The organism is Neobacillus sp. PVCKKU3 (genome assembly GCF_058323225.1).
Genome location: NZ_JBLVQN010000015.1, coordinates 97527 through 116896, shown reverse-complemented (window position 1 = coordinate 116896; position 19370 = coordinate 97527). Strand labels below are relative to the sequence as shown.

General features: G+C 44.4%; 20 protein-coding genes and 1 pseudogene. 2 read left to right on the top strand and 19 right to left on the bottom strand.

What is annotated here, in order from left to right; genetic code table 11:
- Positions 1-201 precede the first annotated feature (201 nt).
- A pseudogene (locus tag ACNQGS_RS12405) lies at positions 202-1170 on the bottom strand (2-hydroxyacid dehydrogenase).
- Between the two features lie 207 nt (positions 1171-1377).
- Here ACNQGS_RS12405 and ACNQGS_RS12400 point away from each other — a divergent pair.
- Positions 1378-2088 (top strand): cell wall anchor protein, encoded by a 711-nt coding sequence (locus ACNQGS_RS12400; RefSeq protein WP_491487560.1) that lies wholly within the window; start codon positions 1378-1380, stop codon positions 2086-2088.
- A 3-nt stretch (positions 2089-2091) separates the two neighbouring features.
- Positions 2092-2727 (top strand): class D sortase, encoded by a 636-nt coding sequence (locus ACNQGS_RS12395; RefSeq protein ID WP_491487559.1) that lies wholly within the window; start codon positions 2092-2094, stop codon positions 2725-2727.
- Between the two features lie 64 nt (positions 2728-2791).
- On the opposite strand, the gene pgaD is transcribed toward ACNQGS_RS12395, so the two are convergent.
- The 18 genes from pgaD to fliF form a co-directional block, all read right to left on the bottom strand.
- Positions 2792-3160: a poly-beta-1,6-N-acetyl-D-glucosamine biosynthesis protein PgaD gene (gene pgaD / locus ACNQGS_RS12390; protein WP_491487558.1), complete on the bottom strand. Its 369-nt coding sequence runs from the start codon at positions 3158-3160 to the stop codon at positions 2792-2794.
- An 18-nt stretch (positions 3161-3178) separates the two neighbouring features.
- The gene (gene pgaC, locus ACNQGS_RS12385) at positions 3179-4417 is read right to left on the bottom strand and encodes a poly-beta-1,6-N-acetyl-D-glucosamine synthase (protein WP_491487557.1); all 1239 of its coding nucleotides are present in this window, start codon (positions 4415-4417) and stop codon (positions 3179-3181) included.
- A gap of 238 nt (positions 4418-4655) precedes the next feature.
- A complete protein-coding gene (locus tag ACNQGS_RS12380; RefSeq protein ID WP_491487556.1) occupies positions 4656-4994 on the bottom strand; it encodes a PilZ domain-containing protein in 339 nt (112 codons plus the stop codon).
- A 163-nt stretch (positions 4995-5157) separates the two neighbouring features.
- The gene (locus tag ACNQGS_RS12375; RefSeq protein ID WP_491487555.1) at positions 5158-5868 is read right to left on the bottom strand and encodes a FliA/WhiG family RNA polymerase sigma factor; all 711 of its coding nucleotides are present in this window, start codon (positions 5866-5868) and stop codon (positions 5158-5160) included.
- A gap of 30 nt (positions 5869-5898) precedes the next feature.
- Positions 5899-6885: a MinD/ParA family protein gene (locus tag ACNQGS_RS12370; RefSeq protein WP_491487554.1), complete on the bottom strand. Its 987-nt coding sequence runs from the start codon at positions 6883-6885 to the stop codon at positions 5899-5901.
- Positions 6839-7981: a flagellar biosynthesis GTPase FlhF gene (gene flhF, locus ACNQGS_RS12365; RefSeq protein ID WP_491487553.1), complete on the bottom strand. Its 1143-nt coding sequence runs from the start codon at positions 7979-7981 to the stop codon at positions 6839-6841. Before flhF ends, ACNQGS_RS12370 begins: the two co-directional genes overlap by 47 nt.
- Complete coding sequence (gene flhA / locus ACNQGS_RS12360; RefSeq protein WP_491487552.1) at positions 7981-10029, bottom strand: flagellar biosynthesis protein FlhA; 2049 nt, start codon at positions 10027-10029, stop codon at positions 7981-7983. The genes flhF and flhA overlap by 1 nt, the downstream gene beginning before the upstream one ends.
- Positions 10030-10046: 17 nt before the next feature.
- The gene (gene flhB / locus ACNQGS_RS12355; RefSeq protein ID WP_491487550.1) at positions 10047-11144 is read right to left on the bottom strand and encodes a flagellar biosynthesis protein FlhB; all 1098 of its coding nucleotides are present in this window, start codon (positions 11142-11144) and stop codon (positions 10047-10049) included.
- The gene (fliR, locus tag ACNQGS_RS12350; RefSeq protein WP_491487549.1) at positions 11141-11923 is read right to left on the bottom strand and encodes a flagellar biosynthetic protein FliR; all 783 of its coding nucleotides are present in this window, start codon (positions 11921-11923) and stop codon (positions 11141-11143) included. The genes flhB and fliR overlap by 4 nt, the downstream gene beginning before the upstream one ends.
- Before the next feature lie 9 nt (positions 11924-11932).
- The gene (gene fliQ, locus ACNQGS_RS12345) at positions 11933-12202 is read right to left on the bottom strand and encodes a flagellar biosynthesis protein FliQ (RefSeq protein WP_213117565.1); all 270 of its coding nucleotides are present in this window, start codon (positions 12200-12202) and stop codon (positions 11933-11935) included.
- 78 nt (positions 12203-12280) lie between these two features.
- Positions 12281-13033 carry a flagellar type III secretion system pore protein FliP gene (fliP, locus tag ACNQGS_RS12340; RefSeq protein WP_491487548.1) on the bottom strand — a complete coding sequence of 251 codons (753 nt, stop codon included), beginning with the start codon at positions 13031-13033 and terminating at the stop codon, positions 12281-12283.
- Between the two features lie 5 nt (positions 13034-13038).
- A complete protein-coding gene (locus ACNQGS_RS12335) occupies positions 13039-13671 on the bottom strand; it encodes a flagellar biosynthetic protein FliO (protein WP_491487547.1) in 633 nt (210 codons plus the stop codon).
- A 2-nt stretch (positions 13672-13673) separates the two neighbouring features.
- Positions 13674-14015, bottom strand: a complete 342-nt coding sequence (gene fliN, locus ACNQGS_RS12330) for a flagellar motor switch protein FliN (RefSeq protein WP_491487546.1) — start codon at positions 14013-14015, stop codon at positions 13674-13676.
- A 192-nt stretch (positions 14016-14207) separates the two neighbouring features.
- The gene (gene fliJ, locus ACNQGS_RS12325) at positions 14208-14645 is read right to left on the bottom strand and encodes a flagellar export protein FliJ (protein ID WP_491487545.1); all 438 of its coding nucleotides are present in this window, start codon (positions 14643-14645) and stop codon (positions 14208-14210) included.
- Positions 14642-15970 (bottom strand): flagellar protein export ATPase FliI, encoded by a 1329-nt coding sequence (gene fliI, locus ACNQGS_RS12320; protein WP_491487544.1) that lies wholly within the window; start codon positions 15968-15970, stop codon positions 14642-14644. The genes fliJ and fliI overlap by 4 nt, the downstream gene beginning before the upstream one ends.
- A gap of 11 nt (positions 15971-15981) precedes the next feature.
- Positions 15982-16764: a FliH/SctL family protein gene (locus ACNQGS_RS12315; protein ID WP_491487543.1), complete on the bottom strand. Its 783-nt coding sequence runs from the start codon at positions 16762-16764 to the stop codon at positions 15982-15984.
- Positions 16754-17752, bottom strand: coding sequence for a flagellar motor switch protein FliG (fliG, locus tag ACNQGS_RS12310; RefSeq protein ID WP_378585906.1), 999 nt, complete (start codon positions 17750-17752; stop codon positions 16754-16756). Before fliG ends, ACNQGS_RS12315 begins: the two co-directional genes overlap by 11 nt.
- Position 17753: 1 nt before the next feature.
- The gene (gene fliF, locus ACNQGS_RS12305; RefSeq protein WP_491487542.1) at positions 17754-19367 is read right to left on the bottom strand and encodes a flagellar basal-body MS-ring/collar protein FliF; all 1614 of its coding nucleotides are present in this window, start codon (positions 19365-19367) and stop codon (positions 17754-17756) included.
- Positions 19368-19370 lie beyond the last annotated feature (3 nt).

Genomic DNA, 19370 nt, shown 5'->3' with positions numbered 1-19370 from the left:
ACTTCTGCTGGTTACTTAATTTTGGATAAGACCTCTTATGAAACGGGATTTATTAATGAAGTTGCATTATTAATATCAACCTATAAAATAATAAAAAGCAATGTGATTTCAATCTTGAAATACATTGTTTTTATACTTGCGTTTTCCCTTGCGGGTGCTCTAAAAGAGAACGGCTAAGTGTAAGGTCCTCCTTTTTAAAAATTAATTCCCGATAACGTTCGCTTTTTCCACATTCCCATTTAACACATGAATTAAATTATCAGTCGCCATATGGGCCATTCCCAGGCGCGTCTGAATACTGGCGCTGCCAATGTGCGGGAGCGCCACTACGTTTGGCAGGGTTAATAAAGGATTATCAAGCGAAACAGGCTCCTGCTCAAAGACATCGAGGCCAGCACCCCAGATGACTCCGTTTTTTAAAGCATCGTACAAGGCATCCTCATCGACAATCCCACCACGGGCAGTGTTAATAAGAATCGCGTTCTTTTTCATCAGGGCTAATTCTTCCTTACCAATGAGATGATGCACCTCGACGCTGTATGGAAGCATCAGGCAGACAAAATCAGACTGTTGCAGCAAGCCTTTGAGGTCTGTGTACTCGATACCAAGCTACGCCTCTTTTTCCGGCTTTCGCGTTCGGCTGTTGTAAAGAACCTTCATATCAAAGCCCTTTGCTCGTTTCACAAGGGCTTCGCCAATCCTCCCGAGGCCGATAATTCCGATGGTAGCCCCGAAAATGTCCTGGCCTGTCATTTGCATGAGGGACCATGACCCCCACTTGCCGTTATGTAATATATCCGATGCCTCCACAACCCTTCGCGCAGTGGCCATCAATAAAGCAAACGTCAAATCCGCAGTCGTTTCCGTAAGAACACCCGGTGTATACCCAACCTTGACACCCTTTTCAGCTGCAGCCTGGACATCAATGTGGTTATAGCCAACCGAGCAGGTGCTGACCATCTTAAGCTTTTTTGCCCGCTCGAAAACCTCTTTGTCGATTGTGTCCGTGATAAAACAATAAAGGCCATCAACTTCTGCTACTTCCTTCAATAAGATTTCCCTTGGGACAGGGGTTTCTTCTTCTCCCCACATTCTTACCTCAAACTGACTTGAAAGCCTCCCATAGAGTTCTTCCGGCAGTTTCTTCGTCACATACACTGTTTGCTTCAACCTTCACGCCACCTTTCAAGGGAATCGTATTTACTCTATTCTACTTTAAAATAAATTAATAGAACAATACGAGAAGAGGGGACGGTTTTTTTCGACCCATCCGAAAAAATCTTAATTCTTACAAAAAAATAATATGGGACAAATGGATTATTTTGGCGAAATATGTTATTATTTATCATAATGTTTTTGTAAAGGAATGATAGGATAATGGTACATAGTATTTGGAAAAAAGGAGCAATTGTTGCGGCTTTAGGACTTTCTTTGTCTGCATTTAGCCCTATTGCATTGACCGAAGCATCTGCTGCTACAACTGACTCAGCTCAAAAATTGGTAGATTCATTGAAGGCATTAGGTTTGAATCAAGTAGACTATTTATATGCTTATCTACAATCTGTTAATCTTACAGACAGCGAATTCAATGATATTGTGAAGAATGCTGAGGACGCGGCTGGAATCTTAAAAACTGTCTCTTCACCAGAACTTCTTAAAGATTCAGAACGCGCAACAATTGGCCGGCTATTTTTAGACAGCGCCCAAAAAGCTCATTTACAGGTGGCATTTGTTGATAAAAGCGGCAACGCCATTGACTTAAGCACTCTTAAGTTGGAAGATGCCAAGACATTGAATATTCAGGTTAAAGACGTGAACGGCAACCTTTTAGCCGTGATTGATCCAAAACTATCTGATTTCACTGCATCTGCTTTAAATACCAAGCTGACTGCACTGAAAACAGCGGTTGAAGCGAAAAAGAATCTTGAAGCATCTGGAAAGTTTGTTCCAATGCCGGCTTCACAATTACCAGAAACAGCTACAGATCTTCCACTTGGCATGGCGATTGGCGGTCTCTTAATTGTTTTAGGCGGAATTGCTTTTGTACCTGCTATGAGAACGATCCGCAGAATGGAGAGTCAAGCTTAAGCCATGAAACCTTCCAGGAAAAAAAAGAAAAATAGAGTGAAATGGATTTTACTTGGAATTCCCGCATTACTCATCATCGCAGGGGCAGCAACGATTGGATTTTTCGGCTGGGAAATGACAAAGGAAACGGCTCTATTAGCGAAAACCGTCATCAAGCCTTACAAGCCTGAGCAAAGCGCCAGGAAATTTAACACGGAGGCATGGCCAACCCTGCCGGAACCGGGCTCAAAATTAGGAGAACTATCCATTTCTTCTCTTAATTTAAGTTATCCTGTTGTTCAAGGAACACATGACAACGAGCTGAAAATGGGGGTTGGTCATATGGCGGGGAGTACGCTTCCTGGTCAGGGAGGCCACGTGATTTTAAGCGGCCACCGGGACACAGTTTTTAGAAAACTGGAAAACTTAAAGGTCGGGGATGACATTACCTTCACGACCCCATACGGCGATTTTATCTACGAAACGACCGAGTTTAAAATCGTCGACGCGGCAGATGAAACCATAGCGGTTCCAACCGATTACGAAACACTAACGTTAACGACGTGCTATCCATTTCATTTTATCGGAAACGCACCACAGCGCTTCATCGTTTTTACGAAACTGAAGACGAATCCACTTGTACAAAGTGCGCATTCATAAAGAAAAGGACCGTTACAGCATTGAACGGTCCTTTTCTCCAGTTTAACACTCTATGAAACTAAAATTAACGAACCTCAACATACTTATCATTTTGAACTCGTTCAATCTCTTCCTCTGTTAATTGAAAATAGGAAGCAATCTCATGATTACGGGTGGGCTGGGGAAAAGTCCTTCTTCTTAATGAACCATATTTCCGTTTATTATAGGTACTCCACCATAATAATGACAGCGTAATTAATCCACTGTACAAAATGGTAAAGTTCACAATAGCATTAGCATTAGTAATACTCAGGCGATAAAATCTTAAACTAAATTCTGATCCAAGATGGATCACAAAATAATAAAAAAATAATAAAAGAAAAAGCCAGCCAAAAATGGTTAATAGAATATCAAAGCACTTTCTTACTTTAGACCTATTTAAATGAATAATCATGGGCTTCTCCTTTCTTCTTTATAAGTGAAGTCCGCGATCTGGACTTTCCCAGGTAGCAAATTCACTTTTACTCTCTTTTAAAATTTTAATTCCTTTAGGCAGTGCCATGATCACTAACAATGCATTGATATGCCAATAAATAATCGGGTACCAAATACCCCACAACAAATAGGTTAAAATCCCTTTCTCGTACCTGCTTTCAATAAAGAGAGCAACCAGAAATTGCAGCAAACAAATAATGGAGAGATAATTTCCAATCCACATGATAGGAATTAAATTATTTTGATGAAAAATAGCTCGGTATAAAAAAATAAGAGCCGAAATAAACCAAATAACGGACCATAGGATACTTAACACTTGTTCAATATAGATTGGATAAAGCCTTCTCTGCCGCCAGTCTAAAAAGATGTCCCGATGACGCAAAATAACTTCAATCCCACCCTGTGTCCATCTCAGACGCTGTTTACATATTCCCTTGATTGTCTCGGGGACCAGCATCCAACAAAGTGCCCTTGGTTCATAGCGCACATCCCAAAACCTTCTTTGCAGCTTCCAGGTTACGCCTATATCATCAGTAATTAAATCGGTATCCCACATTCCAGAGTCCAACAATGCTTTTTTGCGAAAAACAACGAAAACACCGGACACGGTCATCACTTTCCCAATTATTCTTTGGGTTCTTTTAATCAACCCAATAATACTGGAATATTCAACTAGTTGAATTTTAGAAAGCAAGCTTGTCCGATTTCTGATTCGAGGATTACCGGTTACAGCACCGACCCTCTCACCATTATGCGGGGTGATAAAATGAGGGATAATATATCTTAGGGAATCCTTATCCAGGATGGCATCACTATCAATGGTTGCAATGAACTCCCCTTTCGAAGCTAGAACGCCCTGTTTTAAGGCATTAGCCTTTCCTTTATTGTCGACAACATTTACGACACGTAGTTTTGGATTCATATGCAATAATGATTTTAAAATTTCAAGTGTTCGATCTTTACTGCCATCATTGATGACGATTACCTCATAATGGGGATAATTCAAATGTGAAGCATAGTTTATGGTTTCTTCAATTGTTTTTTCCTCGTTATAAGCAGGGATTAATAAAGACACAAATGGTAATTCCTCATCACGATAATTTGGAAAATCCTGATTTCGCTCTTTTTTTACAAAATATATTAAACTGCCAATAATCCACACTACTCCCATAGCTAATGGATAATAAAATAGGAAAAGAACTAGTACTGTTTTCAACGTATCACGCCCTAATAGTAGGTAATATTTAATAGATATAGTACCATGGATATGGATAAAGACCCTTTCGTGTAGTTCTATCGACATGTTTCTACTTATTATTATAGAAAATTACCTATATAAGAGCAATTCACAACTTTCGACACTTTTCTACGCCATCTCTTATTTTTTATCAAGTTTAACGCAATAAAGCGCCGGGTTCCTGACCCGGCGCTTTATTGCGTTAATGGCGTGAGAGTTATGCCCCTAACAGTTTGTTCAGGTAGGAACGTGTGGTTTCAGGCGTGTTGAAGTGGACGCCGTATTGGTATAGCTCGTTTGACATTTCTTCTTTCCAGATGACAGTTCCCGGGAGGAGGATTTTGTCTTCTAATACATCTGAGTTAAGGGAGTAAATGACTTCTTGGTCATTCCTTAAGTGTAAGTTTGAAATAAATCTTAACCCTCCTGGGCCTACGTTCTCGACGATGACGATGACATTTTCCAAATTTGCTTCAACATTAATTAGAGTCAGTTCAGATTCCAACGGAAAATGGATGTTGACCCTGAAATCCTTCTCTTTCGTTTTTAAAGCCATTGTAACCTAATCCCCTTACTTACGATTTTTATATGAAATGAATAATACTATTAACGACCGTTTTTCATCCGGCGTTGAGTCTTTTATCCTATTTTTTATATAAAAATCGATGCATGGGGACGGTTCTTGTGCCTCACTGAGGCACAAGAACCGTCCCCATGCATCAGTTATACTCCTTTTCAAAAGCTAGTTTTAGCTTTTTTATGATTCTTAAGTGGATTTGGGAGATTCGCGATTTATGTAAGTCTAGGATTCTGCCAACTTCGCTCATGCTTAAGTTTTCTTCGTAAATAAGGGACAGGATTATTTTTTCCTTTTCTGGCAGCTCATCGATGAGGGAGGAGAGGATTTGGCTGCGCTCTTTCTCTTCGACCTGCTTTGCCTGGTCCACAACGGAATCATCGGAAAGAAAATCCCTTTTGAGAACAGTTTCCTCCCCGCTCTCGACCGGCTCATCCAAAGAGGTTTGTTTTTCAAAGGAGGCCTTTGTAAGGATATCCTTGCATTCTTTCTCGCTCATCTTTAGATATTCGCTGACTTCTTTTAGGGTTGGCTGCCTGAACAGCGTTTGTTCAAGTACTTCAAAGGCCTTCATGACTTCTTTCTCTTTTTTTCTTAACGTTCGCGACAGCGGGTCATTCCGGCGGAGACCGTCATAGATTTCGCCGCGAATCCGCTGGGTCGCATAGGTTTCAAACTTGATATTGTCACGCTGGCTGTATTTCCGGAAAGCATCTAATAGACCCATCATTCCAAACGAAACAAGCTCGTCTTCCTCAACATGGCGGGGCAGGCTTCTTTTCATAGCTTTGACGATTTTATAAACTAATGGCAGATAGCGATTAAATAACTCTTCTTCATGCTGCTGCTTCAACGGTACCTCCTCCTCTCCCCAAGATACTGTTTATTTTTTTACCACAAATTGAGACATCCTTTGGATAAACCCTTTGATTCCGGCGGCACCCTGGCATTTGCCTGCGTCTCCATGCAAATAAATATTTACCATGTCCTTCATCCACTTAGCCGCTTGGGACTTCGGATAGTTCAAGTAAAATGGCGTCTGCTCAAGAACGGATTGAAATACAAGGGAATCATTCGGCATAAACCCAAGAATCTCAATCTCTTTATTTAAAAATCGTTTCGTCACCGTCCGTACCCTGCCGGCAATCGCGATTCCTTCCTTGGAATTGGCGACACGGTTGACCACTAACCGAACGTTGAGACTTGCGTCCTGGTGATGCAGAATTTTAATCACTGAATAAGCGTCTGTAATGGCAGTAGGTTCCGGAGTGGTCACTAGGATAATTTCATCCGCCGCCAGATGGCAGCGCTGCGACTCCTTGGAAATGCCCGCTCCTGTATCAAACAGGATAATGTCGGCATACCCCTGCAGCTTTCCAAGTTCGGCAAATAAATAATCGGCATTATCATGGCTTAAATCCAAAATTTCCTCAAAACCGCTTCCGCCGGAAATCAGTTCTAGTCCGTTCGGGCCTTTTTCAAGGACATCCCAGATGCTTTTTTTCTCCTTCACCATATCGATGAGATGGTGCCTTGGGTTCATTCCCAGTAAAATTTCAAGATTCGCCATGCCAATATCGAAATCAATAAGGACCACCTTTTGTCCAGATTCGCTCAGACTGAGGGCAAAGTTCAATGCAAAATTAGATTTGCCGACCCCGCCCTTGCCGCTGGTGACGGATATGACCTTTGTTGCTTTTTCGTGTTGTGGAACTGCCTCTGTTATTGGTGTTATTTCGCGCCGGGCAAGAATTGCTGCTTCGGATGCTGCTCCACTACGGGCCTTTATCGCCGCTTCAGCAGCTGATTCCTGCTCCCTGCCATTAAAACGCTGATACAATTCTCTCAGTCTCTGCGCCTGATCCTGCACGTTCATCTACTCCCATTATCTTTTTCGCCATATATTGCGCCTCTGCCAGCATGATGTCCTCGGGAACCCCCTGACCCAAACAAAGGAAAGATAAAGGGTAGGGGTAGTGATAAACCAAATTTAAGGCCGCCCCGAAACAGGTGCTTTCATCCCACTTCGTCAGGATCACCTTATCGATTTGCAGCGATTTCATCTTTTCCACAATCTGCTTCATATCTTTCCACCTAGAGGTCATGCTGAGCACAAGATGATTTTCCTGCTTTGATGCATAGGAGAGAAGCTCATTCATTTCCTCGATATATTGCTTCTCCAGATAATTTCTGCCTGCTGAGTCCATAAAAATCATCTGGCAATGCTCTAGGCGCTCCATTGCAAGCTTCACGTGTTCTGGACTATCAGCGACCTCAATCGGCACATTTAAGATATTTGCGTAGGTCCGCAGCTGCTCCACTGCTGCAATCCGAAACGTATCTGCGGTTAAAAGGCCGACTTTTTTGCGCTGGTATAACACCTGCCTGGAAGCGAGCTTCGCAATCGTTGTAGTTTTGCCAACCCCTGTCGGGCCGATCAGCGTAATCATGTTGACCTCAGAATCCAACCCTTCCAATGCGATACCGTCCTGAAACAGTCCCGTTATGGCATCTTGGACCATTTCCCCCACTTGTTGTTCGGTTAGTTCCTCTAACGAAGAGGATTGTGTGATGATTTTCTTTTCAATAAAACGGATGACTTCCTCGTCAACCTCCTGCTCCTCTAACTTGGCAAGCCATTTCTGAAGCTTTTGGCCCGATTGTTTAGACTCCACAAGTGCTTCATTTTTCGAAAAATTCTCCAGCAGCTTCTCCACATTCTCCAACCGTTTCAGCACTTCCGATTCTTCCGCTAGCGGCTGTTTTGGCACCGGCAGCTCCTCAGCCTTCTTCTCTGCCACCTCCGAAGCCGCAATCACTTCTAACTGCTTTCGTTGAAAAAGACCGAAAAACCCGCCCGTTTTGATTTCCTTTGTGTTTAGAATGACGGCATTCTCGCCCAGCTCCTGGCGAATCAGCTGGATCGCCTGCGGCAGGGAATCGACTAGATATCTCTTAATCTTCATTAGGCAACCACTCCAGCATGTTGAAAATGAACGACACCAATATTTTGCACTTCAACATCAGATTCCAGCTCGTTAAACGATATAACGGGCATATCGGCATTAATCCGCTCGACAATTTGTTTGAGATACATCCGGATCGCCGGGGAAGTCAAGATGATTGGCTGAATTCCCACGTTAACCACCTGTTGTACAGTATCATTAATTGCATGAACAAGCTGCTGAATCGTTTGTGGGTCCAGCGTCAAATACACGCCTTGCTCCGTTTCCTGAACATTCTCGGAAATCACCTTTTCCACATTGGCATTCACCGTAATTACTTGAATCATTTTATTGACGGCCAATTGGCTGGTAATTTGCCGTGCGAGTCCTTGTCTCACATATTCGGCCAAATAGTCCGGATTTTTTGTGAAAACGGCCCAGTCGGCAAGCGTCTCAAGAATAACCGGCAGGTTCCGGATGGAGATTTTTTCTTTTAACAGCTTTTGCAAAACCTTTTGAACTTGCCCGACCGATAACAGCTGCGGGACCAATTCCTCCACCAAGGATGGGTAATGTTCCTTCGCCTTATCAAGCAACTGCTTTGTCTCTTCTCTTCCCAAAATTTCATGGGCATACCGCTTGATCGTTTCCGCAAGATGGGTAGTAATTACGGATAAAGCATCGACAACAGTAAATCCGAAAATTTCCGCCTTCTTCTTCATCTCTTCCTGAATCCACAGAGCTGGAAGCCCAAACGTCGGCTCGGTCGTTTCAATGCCCATAATGTCATGGTCCTCATCCTCCGGCGCCAGCATTAGGTAATGGTTTAGAAAAATTTCCCCTCTAGCAATCTCGTTTCCTTTTAATTTGATGACATATGCATTGGACTCCAAATTGACATTATCGCGAATCCGAATAATCGGAATGACCAGCCCCAATTCCAACGCGACCTGCTTACGAATCGCAATCACGCGATCCAAAATGTCCCCGCCCTGGGAGCTGTCGGCTAATGGAATCAATCCTAAGCCAAACTCAAATTCAAGTGAATCGACATGAAGAAGGTTAAGCACATTCTCCGGACTATTTTCTTCCACAGGAGGAGTATCACTGACCTCCTCCTGCGCTTCTTCCTCTTTTTCCTTCGCTTTTTGCATTTTATAAGCAGCAAACGCAAGCAAACCGGCAATGCTCCAGGTCAACAAGATGCCGATTGGCGTCACCAGTCCGAATAAAGCGATACAGCCGGCTACCACATAAATCAGCTTCGGATAAGCAAATAGCTGGCGGGTCAAGTCGTCGCCAAGGTTTCCATCAGAGGCTGCGCGGGTCACGATAATACCGGTTGCGGTTGAAATGAGCAGGGCCGGAATTTGGCTGACAAGACCGTCCCCGACAGAAAGCAGGGTAAATGTGCTTGCGGCCTGAGCAAAATCCATCCCCATCATCGTCATCCCGATGATGAAGCCACCAATAACGTTGATAAACAGAATAATGATACCGGCGATCGCATCGCCTTTGACGAATTTACTGGCACCGTCCATGGCCCCGTAGAAATCCGCTTCCTGCCCGACCTTTTCCCGTCTCGCCCGGGCATCCTTCTCGCTGATGAGTCCGGCGTTTAAATCGGCATCAATGCTCATCTGTTTTCCCGGCATTGCGTCCAAGGTAAAGCGCGCCGCTACCTCTGCGACCCTCTCGGAGCCTTTCGTAATAACGAGGAACTGGATAATAATCAGAATTAAAAAGATGATAAAACCGATCACAGGATTCCCGCCGATGACGAACTCCCCGAAGGTAGCCACAACTTGGCCTGCATGCCCATGTGACAAAATAGCCCTGGTTGTCGATACATTCAACGCCAAGCGAAAAAGAGTCGTGATTAGTAAGAGAGAAGGAAAAATAGAGAAATCTAAAGTCTCTTTGGTATTCATTCCTACTAATAAAATCGTGATCGATAACGAGATATTGATAATAAGCAAAATATCTAAGAGAAATGGCGGCAATGGAATGACCATCATAACGACAATCAGCAATACCGCAAGCAGCACAGAAATATCTTTAAATTTCATCTCTTCACCTTCTTTCTTCAGAATTTTCTTTTTAACCGATACACATAGGCGAGAATCTCCGCCACCGCTTTAAATAAGTCCTCCGGGATTTCCTCGCCGATTTCCACGTTTGCATATAACGCCCGCGCCAACGGCCTGTTCTCTGTCATGATAACGCCATTTTCTTTAGCGATGTCTTTAATTTTATGCGCCATGAAATCGACACCCTTGGCCACGACTATCGGGGCCGATGCTTTCGCAGCATCATAGGAAATCGCAATCGCATAATGAGTCGGGTTGGTGATGACGACATCCGCAGTTGGTACGTCTTGAATCATCCGATTCATCGACATCTCCCGCTGCAACTCTCTGATTTTCCCTTTTACTAACGGGTCCCCTTCACTCTTTTTATGCTCATCCTTGATTTCCTTGATCGACATTCGCAGCTTCTTTTCATGGTCATATTTTTGAAAAATAAAATCGGCCACTCCGATGACGACATATAAAATGGAAGTAATCAGCCCTAGTTTGATGATGAAGGTAAACAGAAAGGAAATCATTTGTGCGGCTCCCATTTGCGAAAGCTGCAGGATGGTTCCTATTTCTTTTTTTAAAAGCCTGTAGGAAACGCCACCAATCAAGGTGATTTTCAGGATATTTTTCAGCAGCTCCACCAACGAGCGCATCGAAAAAATGCGTTTCGCCCCTTCGACGGGGTTTAATTTTTTCAAATTGAATTTAAGGTTTTCCATTGTAAACAAAAAGCCGATTTGGATGTAGTTTGAAAATAACGCCGCTACGAACGAGACGAGCAACACCGGCAAGACGATTTTAAAACAAAGCATGGTCAGGTCTGCGAATAGCTTATGGATGCCAGCCGGTGACAGCTCTCCTATTAAATAGGAAGAAAAAAGTTCGCGGAACAGAAAAAGCAGCTGAGTCCCTAGATATTTTCCGTAAATAAGAAGAAATAAGAAAAAGGCAGCAAGCATCAAAGACGAAGAAAGCTCCATACTTTTGGCCACTTGACCTTTATTTCTCGCTTCCCTTCTTTTTTGCGGGGTCGCTTTTTCCGTTTTTTCCTCTGAGAAAAATTGCAAATCTATTGTCAGGTAAAATGAACCCTTGGCCTTCATGATGACGCCCCCATGATGCGAATCATCTGGCTGAGTGATTCCACCATTTCTGAAAACAACGTATTTAATAATAAGAAAAAGCTCGGCAATGCGATAAGCAGAACAAGAAAATGAACCCCTATTTTCACGGAAAATCCGACCACCATTAGATTGATTTGCGGGGACGTTTTCCCGATGATCCCTAACACCAAATCCACCAAAAATAACGTAAACACGATGGGCGCAGCCAGTAAAAAGGCAATCAAAAACGAGCTTTTGAAAGTTTCCAGCATAAACGTTGAGATTCTTCCGTCCGTAAAGGCAGGCACAAGCACATCAATCGGAATCCAGCGGTAGCTTTCCAATACTCCTTGAAGCAGTAAATGATGGCCATTCATCGATAGAAGGAACAGGGTCGCCAGCACATTTTTCAGCCTGCCCGTTAAGTTGGCATTGGTACCCGATTGCGGATCAAAGACCGCGCCCATTGAAAAGCCCGCCTGCAGGTCAATCAGGGTGCCTGCCAATTGGATGGCGTAAAAGAGAATCGATGCGATGAAGCCGAGTCCCAAACCTACTAAACTTTCTTTTATAAGCAGCACGATATAGCCGCCTGAAAAAGCCAGTGGTGCATGTAACGGTTCCACGGAAATGAATACAATGACGGCCATGAAAAACGACAGTCCAATCTTAAAGGGTGCCGGAATTGTTCTCATCATAAACACCGGTACAGTGATGAAAAAACAGCTAATCCGCGCCAAGATAAGCAGGAAGCCGGGAATTTGATTCAACCATTCCATGCTGCTGCACTACCCTGTAAAATGTGACAGATTGCCCAAGATATTTTGCGTAAAGTCCAATAGATGCTGGAGCATCCACGGACCGAACAGCAGCAACCCGACAAACACTGCGATGATTTTTGGAACAAACACTAGAGTTTGCTCCTGTATCTGGGTTACCGACTGAAAAATGCTGATGACAAGGCCGACCACCAACGCGATTCCTAAAACGGGTGCAGCAACTAATAGAGTGGTATAAACGCTTTGCCTGGATACTTCGAAGACCATTTCCGGTGTCATGATGATGAAAACCTCCGTTACTTGAGGGGGTCAGACCCCCGGTACTTTAATGCGGTGAACCAGCGGGGGTCTGACCCCCTAAAAGCTAGTAAGCAAGGATTTGACGATCAGATGCCAGCCGTCGACCAAGATGAATAACAGGATTTTAAATGGCAGTGAGATCAGGACGGGCGGGAGCATCATCATGCCCATCGCCATTAAAATACTGGAAACAATCATATCAATGATTAAAAAAGGCAGAAAGATCATGAAGCCCATTTGAAAGGCAGTTTTTAACTCGCTGATGGCGAACGCCGGCACTAGGACGTGCAAAGGAATATCCTGAATCGTTTTCGGTTTTTCCGATTTTGTATAATCCAAAAAGAGATTCAAATCCTTTTCTCTCGTTTGTTTTGCCATAAATTCCTTTAGCGGTTTGCTGGCGGTATCAAATGCCTGCTCCTGTGTGATTTTTCCATCCATCAACGGCTGCAAAGCATGCTGGTTGATATCCGAAAAAATCGGTCCCATCACAAACATCGTCAGAAACAGTGCCAGACCAACTATGACTTGATTGGGCGGCATTTGCTGCGTTCCCAAGGAGGTCCGGACAAATGACAGCACAATCACAATCCTCGTGAACGACGTCATCAGCAGCAAAATGGCCGGAGCCACCGAAAGAACCGTTAATAAGAGAATTATTTTAATCGACGAGTCCACTGCCTGGGGTTCGGATGATGTATTAATCCCAGGAATAGGGGAATTGAGAGCAGCAAAGCTGACATCTTGAAAAAGAAATAAGAAAATTGGTATGAAAATGAGAATTTTTTTTGCCAACTGAATCTCCGCCATTTTGTCTAGTCTTTTAGTTTGTTAATTGGAATACTCGTTTGGTTAACTTGATTGATTTGGGACAGCAGGGTTTGCTCCCAGTCTTCCGTCTGTTGGGATTGTTTCTCAGCCCCTTTTTTAAAAAACTTTCTAAGGTTAATGGGCTGATTTTTTTGCTCAGTCTGTTCTGCAAGTGATTGCATGATAAGATCCTGTTCCTCTCCCGGTTCAATTGTCTGAAGGAGACGGACCTCGTTTCCAATCCCTAAAATGTACAAGGTTTTGCCAATCATGACCATTTGCAGGGACTTGCTGCCGCCTAATGGGTATCCGCCCAGCGAATGGATGGGACCTTGCGAAAGAATCGGTTTCGATTTCGATTTTAAAAATTTCAAGCATAACAGCAGCAAAATGATGATGGCTGCAAACGATAAAATAAATTTGATAAAGGATGGGACAAGGGATGGCTGCTGCGGCATTGCGGCCGAAGGGTTCCCATGTGCGGTTTTAGTTTGCTTATCCTTGGAATAGGCATCATAAACGGTGCCGCTTCCTGCTCCGAACGCGACTTGATGACTATTAAATGAAAAAAAGAGGAACACCACTGCAAAGGCAAGGCTGATTTTTTTTAAAAAGGAAACAATCTGCAACGTAGCCACCTCTAATCGTGCATTCTTTCTTCACGTTCCTGCTTGGAAACGATATCGGTAATTCGGATGGCAAACTTCTCATCGACGACCACTACCTCGGCCTCAGCAACTGCGGATCCGTTAATCACGACATCCACATGTTCTCCGGCCAGCTTGTCTACCGGAATAATCACGCCTGGTTTAATCTTGAGGATGTCCTTCACCTTCATATGGGTCTTGCCTAGTTCAACGATGAGCTGTAGGTTTACATCTTCAATCGAATTTAATTCATTTCCTGCTCCGGAGGACTTTGCTTCATCAAAAAGAGGGGCAAATTGGACTGTTTTGATTTGTTTGATTTGTTTTTCGTTCATTTGGTTGCACTCCCTCTTGTTTCTTTCGTTGTTTAATAGAGCTGAAACTCTTAATAAGGATCTATTCGCATGTAAAATTTACACTCTATTGGCGAATTTCCGCTTTCTATTGGCGGATTGAACGGTTCTATTGGCGAATCATCGCTTTCTATTGGCGAATTTAACAGTTCTATTGGCGAATCCAAAAGTTGCTCACACTCTGTTGTGAAAATACCGAATAACCGCCATCTCATCTAACATATTTTGCTCGTCCCGTTTGACTTTCTCAGAATATTCATCAAAGGACTTTTCCCGCCAGGTTGACCAAACCTTTTCTTCCTGATTTTTCGATAGCAGCAGCTGGTTTTTCAGATTGAAATCCCTCGTCAAATCCGCTGCCTTTCTCTTAACCCGCTCGATTTGCTTGTCCAAGAAATAAAGGTATTGGTCTCTTTCCAGCATTTCCGTCACTCGAAGTGAAGTTTTTTGCTCGAAATCTCGTAAATAACTTTCTTTCCGTTCCACAAGCTCAAGCAGTTCCCCCTCGGCTACTTCCTTCTTTTTCCGTGCAACATTCATCTCATTTAGAGCCGATTCTTTTTCCTTTTCCTTCATATTTAATATCTTTTCAAACCGGAACTGAAAACTCATCTAGCCATTCCTCCAAATTGTTGAATCATCGCTGCAACCGCATCATCTAAATGAGAGGTTTCATTGACGCCCTGCTTCAAAAAGCTGTCTATCCAAACCTTGTACTTAATGGACAAATCAATTTCGGCATTCGTTCCTTGTTTATAGGCACCAATTTTAATTAGATCCTCTGCTTCTTTGTAAATAGCCATCTGCTGCTTCAGAATTTCCGCGCTCCGAAGATGCTCCGGGTCCCCGATATCCTTCATCACCCGGCTGACACTGTTTAGCACATTAATCGACGGGAAATGCCCCTGCTGCGCCAGCTTCCGGTCCAGCACAATATGTCCGTCCAAGATTCCTCTGGCCGTATCAGCAATCGGTTCATTCATGTCATCGCCATCCACCAGCACTGTGTAAAAAGCGGTAATTTCCCCGCGGGGTCCGGTTCCAGCGCGTTCCAAAAGCTTCGGCAGCATCGCAAAAACAGACGGAGTATATCCTTTTGTTGTCGGCGGTTCCCCGATAGCCAGCCCGATTTCCCGCTGCGCCATCGCATAACGGGTAACCGAGTCAAGCATCAAGTTGACACTTAAGCCCTGGTCCCGGAAAAATTCTGCAATCGTTGTGGCGATGATGGCGCCCTTTATTCTCACCAAGGCAGGCTGGTCACTCGTGGCCACAACCACGACTGATTTTTCCAAACCTTCCTTACCAAGGTCCCGTTCGATAAAATCAAGTACTTCCCGGCCGCGTTCGCCGATTAGGCCGATGACATTGACATCTGCACTGGTGTTCCGCGCAATCATCCCGAGTAACGTACTTTTTCCAACGCCGCTCCCGGCAAAAATGCCGACCCGCTGGCCTTTTCCAATTGTGAGCAATCCATCAATCGCGCGGACCCCGACACTCAAAGGCGTATGTATTCTCGGCCGCTTTAACGGATTTGGAGGATTATTGTTGGTGTCGACCTCGACCAAACCGGACGGAAGCGGACTTTCATCCATCGGCTTGCCTAAACCGTCCAACACCTTGCCCAATAATTCCATGCCCACTTTGACGGTAAGGGGCTTTCCGGTCGAGACCACCTCACAGCCGGGACCGATGGAAACAAGTTCACCCAAAGGCATCAGCAGAACTCGGTTACCTTTGAAACCGACTACCTCGGCTTCTAACGGCTTCTCCGAGGAAGAAGGATAAATAAGGCAGACATCGCCAAGTTTCACATCTGGTCCCTGGGATTCAATCGTCAAGCCGATGACCTGGGTGACTTTTCCATTAAACTTGATTGGGTTGATGGTCTGCAGCGTTTGCAGATATTTTTCAATTTTCAAGAGCTTGTTCATGCGAATCATCCCTAAATGTGATCTGCAGAAGCCTGTTCATACGTATCATCCCTCAGCGTTTTTAGCAGTGCCTGTTTGATTTCCTTCAGCTGGACATCAATCCGGGCATCGATGCTTCCGTATGATGTCCGGATGACACAGCCGCCTTCTTCAATGGAATGCTCCGGCAGGATTTTCACCTCTACCTGCCCTTCCACAGATTCGAGAATTTGATTGCGCTGGTTTTGTACAAACTCATAATCATCCGGGCTGACACAAATCGAAATCGACGATCGTTCGTTCGAATACAGTAAGCTCTGCTTAATCAGGTGCAGGAGCACCTCCGGGTTTGCGGCCAATTCTTTTTGGATTACCTTGGCCGCAGTTTGAATGGTTAAATCAATGACAAACGGCTCGGACTCCTTAATAATGGCCTTTTTCTCTTCATACGCTTTTTCGAGAACTTCCTGGGCCAGCTCGATTCTACCGGCATAGTCGTGATGAGCTTGCTGTAAGCCTTCTTCATAGCCCTGCTGGTATCCCTGCTGCTTGATTTCCTCCAGCTGTGCCATCACTTTTTCCCGTTCTAACAGCTTCCACTTCTCCAGCTCTTCGGCCGCTTGTTCTTTTTCCATTGCCGCCTTCATTTGGGCTTGGAGGACGATTTCCGCCGCCTGCTGTTCTGCTTCCTGCAGGACTTCCTCGGCGCTTTGGTCCGAATGTGGAAAATAAGAATCCTTCCCTTTATGTAAAGATAAGTATTTCGTTTCAATGACGGGCGAGATGAATGTAGCTTTAAAAAGATTAGATGACAATTTCCTCCACCCCTCGCTCTATGATGATGGAACCTTCTTCTTCGAGCCTGCGAATGATACGGACAATCCGTCCCTGCGCTTCCTCCGCTTCCTTTAAGCGGACAGGACGGTCGAATTGGCTTTGTTCCTCGAGCGCTTCGGCACGTCGTTTGGAGATATTTTTAAAAATAGCTTCTTTGAGGTCTTCGCTGGCAATTTTCAATGCCAAGTATAAGTCTTCACCGTCCACATCCCGTAAAATCCGTTGAATCGAATGATTGTCGAGTAAGGCGATATCTTCAAAGACGAACATTTTGCCTTTGATTTCTTCGGCGAGGCCCGCATTTTGCCTGCTCAACGATTCTAAAATATGTTTTTCCGTGCTTCGGTCCACCCCGGTCAGGATATTGACAATATTGTCAATCCCGTTATTGACTGAATAATCCTGCGAGGTCGTAGTGGACAGCTTTTCCTGCAGCACTTCCTCCACTTGTCTGACCACTTCAGGCGAAACTGTGTCCATCAAAGCAATTTTTGTGGCGATTTCCGCCTGCTTTTCCGGTGAAAAAGAAGACAGAATCGCTGAGGCCTTTTTCGGCTCCAAATAAGAAAGAACGAGTGCGATGGTTTGGGAATTTTCATATTGCAAAAGGTTGAGGATTTGAACTGGCTCCGCCTTTTGCGCAAAGTAAAAAGGCTTCTTTCGATTCTTTTCTGAGGAGCGGTTCAGCATCTCCTTCGCCTTTTCTTCGCCAAAGGAGAGTGCGAGTACATCCTTGGCAAAGTGCTCACCGCCTGTCGAAACGACCTTCCGCTCAGATGCCATTTGGTAAAATTCTCTGAGCACATCTTCCTTCACCTTGGCATCGATCCATTGAAGATGGGCAATCTCCTTTGTAATCAATTCCACTTCGTCTTCCTTCAGCTGTTTCAAAATCGCTGAAGACCCCTCTTTCCCCAAAGCAACCAAAAGGATCGCAACTTTTTGAATTCCCGTTAACTTCCGCATGTTATCCCTCCTTTTCTTCCTTTAACCAGTACCGTAACAGGTCGACAAATTCATCCGTATTTTTACCAGCCAATTGATTTAATTCGTTTTGCACTGATTCCTTTTTGTTAATGATAGGCTCAAATTCGGTCAGCTTTTTCATTTCTAAAAATTCTGAGGCTGACTCCATGTCCTCTTTCTTTCTCCTTCTAAGCAGGGCGGCGAGAATCAAACCACCGACTAAAAGGAGACCTAATGCTGCTGCTCCAATCCAGATATAATTCATATAAGTTTCCTTTTGACTTAAATCCGTCTTGGCAGGCGTCAAAACCTTTTTACCGGCAAATTCTCTTGGGAATACGGTGATGCGGTTGTTGATATCGGCATCCGTTAGCCCCTTATTGTCCTTAATCGCTGTCCGTACTACGTTGGCAATAATATTTCGGATATTATCCTGCGTATCCGCTGTTAAGGATGACGCATTTTTCGGATTCGGCGGTTCCACTCCGACGTTAATGGTCAAATCGTCAATCGTATACGGGCTTTCTACCATTTCCTTTGTAATCCGGTTGAATTCATAGTTGACGCGATTAACTTTTTCCTGGTAGTCATTTTTTCCGCCGCTGCCTTCAGCCGCATAGGCAGGCACATCGCCTTCACCGGTGCCGTCCACTCCGCTTGGAACGGCTCCCGATCCGCTGTAGGATTTCGTGACCTCTTCAACACTAACAGCCATTCCTTTATCGGAATCCGGAAGCGGTTCGACTAAATTCTGCTGCGTCCTCACCTGGTCGAAATTCAGCTTCACAAAGGTCTGGACCAGCACCTTATCCTGTCCGAGCATCGTGCCGAGCATCTGCTGGATGCTGCGCTGAATGTCCGCCTCTACCTTTTGCTTGATCTCTCGTTGGCTTTCATAGCTGTCTACCCCGGCAAAGGCATTATCGCCCGACTGCGGCAAAGACAGAAGCTGGCCATTTTCATCAGTGATGACGATGTTTTCTTCTGGCAGATTAGGAATACTCTTCGATGCTAGATGGTAAAGAGCTTTAATCTGTTGTTTTTCCAATTCGTAACCAGGCTCGAGATCAACAATAATCGATGCGCTCGCTTTCCCTTCCTCCTCCGGCCGAATAAACACGCTGTCCTTCGGAAGAGTAATCATGACCTCCGCATTTTTGACGCCGTTGATTTTCGTCATTAAATTGGCCAGCTGCCCTTGAATGACTTCCCTCTCGATGGCATCAAGCTCGCGGTCGGTTACGCCAAATTTCAAATCCTTTGTCTGCTCCGAAAAACTAATCGGACCGTTCTTTGGATACCCTTCTGCCGCCAGGTTGACGATCAGGTCTGCTGCCTGCTCTTTCGGAACGAGGATTTGTGTGCCATTATTGGACACTTCTATGTCCGTAACCCCCTGCTTTTCCAAGACGGCCTTAATCTCGCCAATTTCCTTTTGACTCAAGCTATTGGCATACAAAGGCACGAGGCTGGGCTTGGAAAAATAAAAAATACCAACGCTGAGAAGGGCCACTACTAAAATAAACGTACCAATATACAATGTTTTATTTTTCTTGCTCGCGTTTTTCCAAAACTGCGAGAGTTTTTCCTTGAAATCATTAAATTTCTGATTCATAAG

What these genes read in the sequence shown, in the direction of transcription:
- fliJ (WP_491487545.1), bottom strand. Translation starts at nt 14,645, where the DNA reads ATGAGTTTTCAGTTCCGGTTTGAAAAGATATTAAATATGAAGGAAAAG.
- fliN (WP_491487546.1), bottom strand. Translation starts at nt 14,015, where the DNA reads ATGAACGAAAAACAAATCAAACAAATCAAAACAGTCCAATTTGCCCCT.
- ACNQGS_RS12380 (WP_491487556.1), bottom strand. Translation starts at nt 4,994, where the DNA reads ATGGCTTTAAAAACGAAAGAGAAGGATTTCAGGGTCAACATCCATTTT.
- flhA (WP_491487552.1), bottom strand. Translation starts at nt 10,029, where the DNA reads ATGAAATTTAAAGATATTTCTGTGCTGCTTGCGGTATTGCTGATTGTC.
- fliQ (WP_213117565.1), bottom strand. Translation starts at nt 12,202, where the DNA reads ATGACACCGGAAATGGTCTTCGAAGTATCCAGGCAAAGCGTTTATACC.
- ACNQGS_RS12400 (WP_491487560.1), top strand. Translation starts at nt 1,378, where the DNA reads ATGGTACATAGTATTTGGAAAAAAGGAGCAATTGTTGCGGCTTTAGGA.
- flhB (WP_491487550.1), bottom strand. Translation starts at nt 11,144, where the DNA reads ATGAAGGCCAAGGGTTCATTTTACCTGACAATAGATTTGCAATTTTTC.
- fliR (WP_491487549.1), bottom strand. Translation starts at nt 11,923, where the DNA reads ATGGAATGGTTGAATCAAATTCCCGGCTTCCTGCTTATCTTGGCGCGG.
- fliF (WP_491487542.1), bottom strand. Translation starts at nt 19,367, where the DNA reads ATGAATCAGAAATTTAATGATTTCAAGGAAAAACTCTCGCAGTTTTGG.
- fliG (WP_378585906.1), bottom strand. Translation starts at nt 17,752, where the DNA reads ATGCGGAAGTTAACGGGAATTCAAAAAGTTGCGATCCTTTTGGTTGCT.
- ACNQGS_RS12395 (WP_491487559.1), top strand. Translation starts at nt 2,092, where the DNA reads ATGAAACCTTCCAGGAAAAAAAAGAAAAATAGAGTGAAATGGATTTTA.
- flhF (WP_491487553.1), bottom strand. Translation starts at nt 7,981, where the DNA reads ATGAAGATTAAGAGATATCTAGTCGATTCCCTGCCGCAGGCGATCCAG.
- fliP (WP_491487548.1), bottom strand. Translation starts at nt 13,033, where the DNA reads ATGGCGGAGATTCAGTTGGCAAAAAAAATTCTCATTTTCATACCAATT.
- fliI (WP_491487544.1), bottom strand. Translation starts at nt 15,970, where the DNA reads ATGAACAAGCTCTTGAAAATTGAAAAATATCTGCAAACGCTGCAGACC.
- pgaD (WP_491487558.1), bottom strand. Translation starts at nt 3,160, where the DNA reads ATGATTATTCATTTAAATAGGTCTAAAGTAAGAAAGTGCTTTGATATT.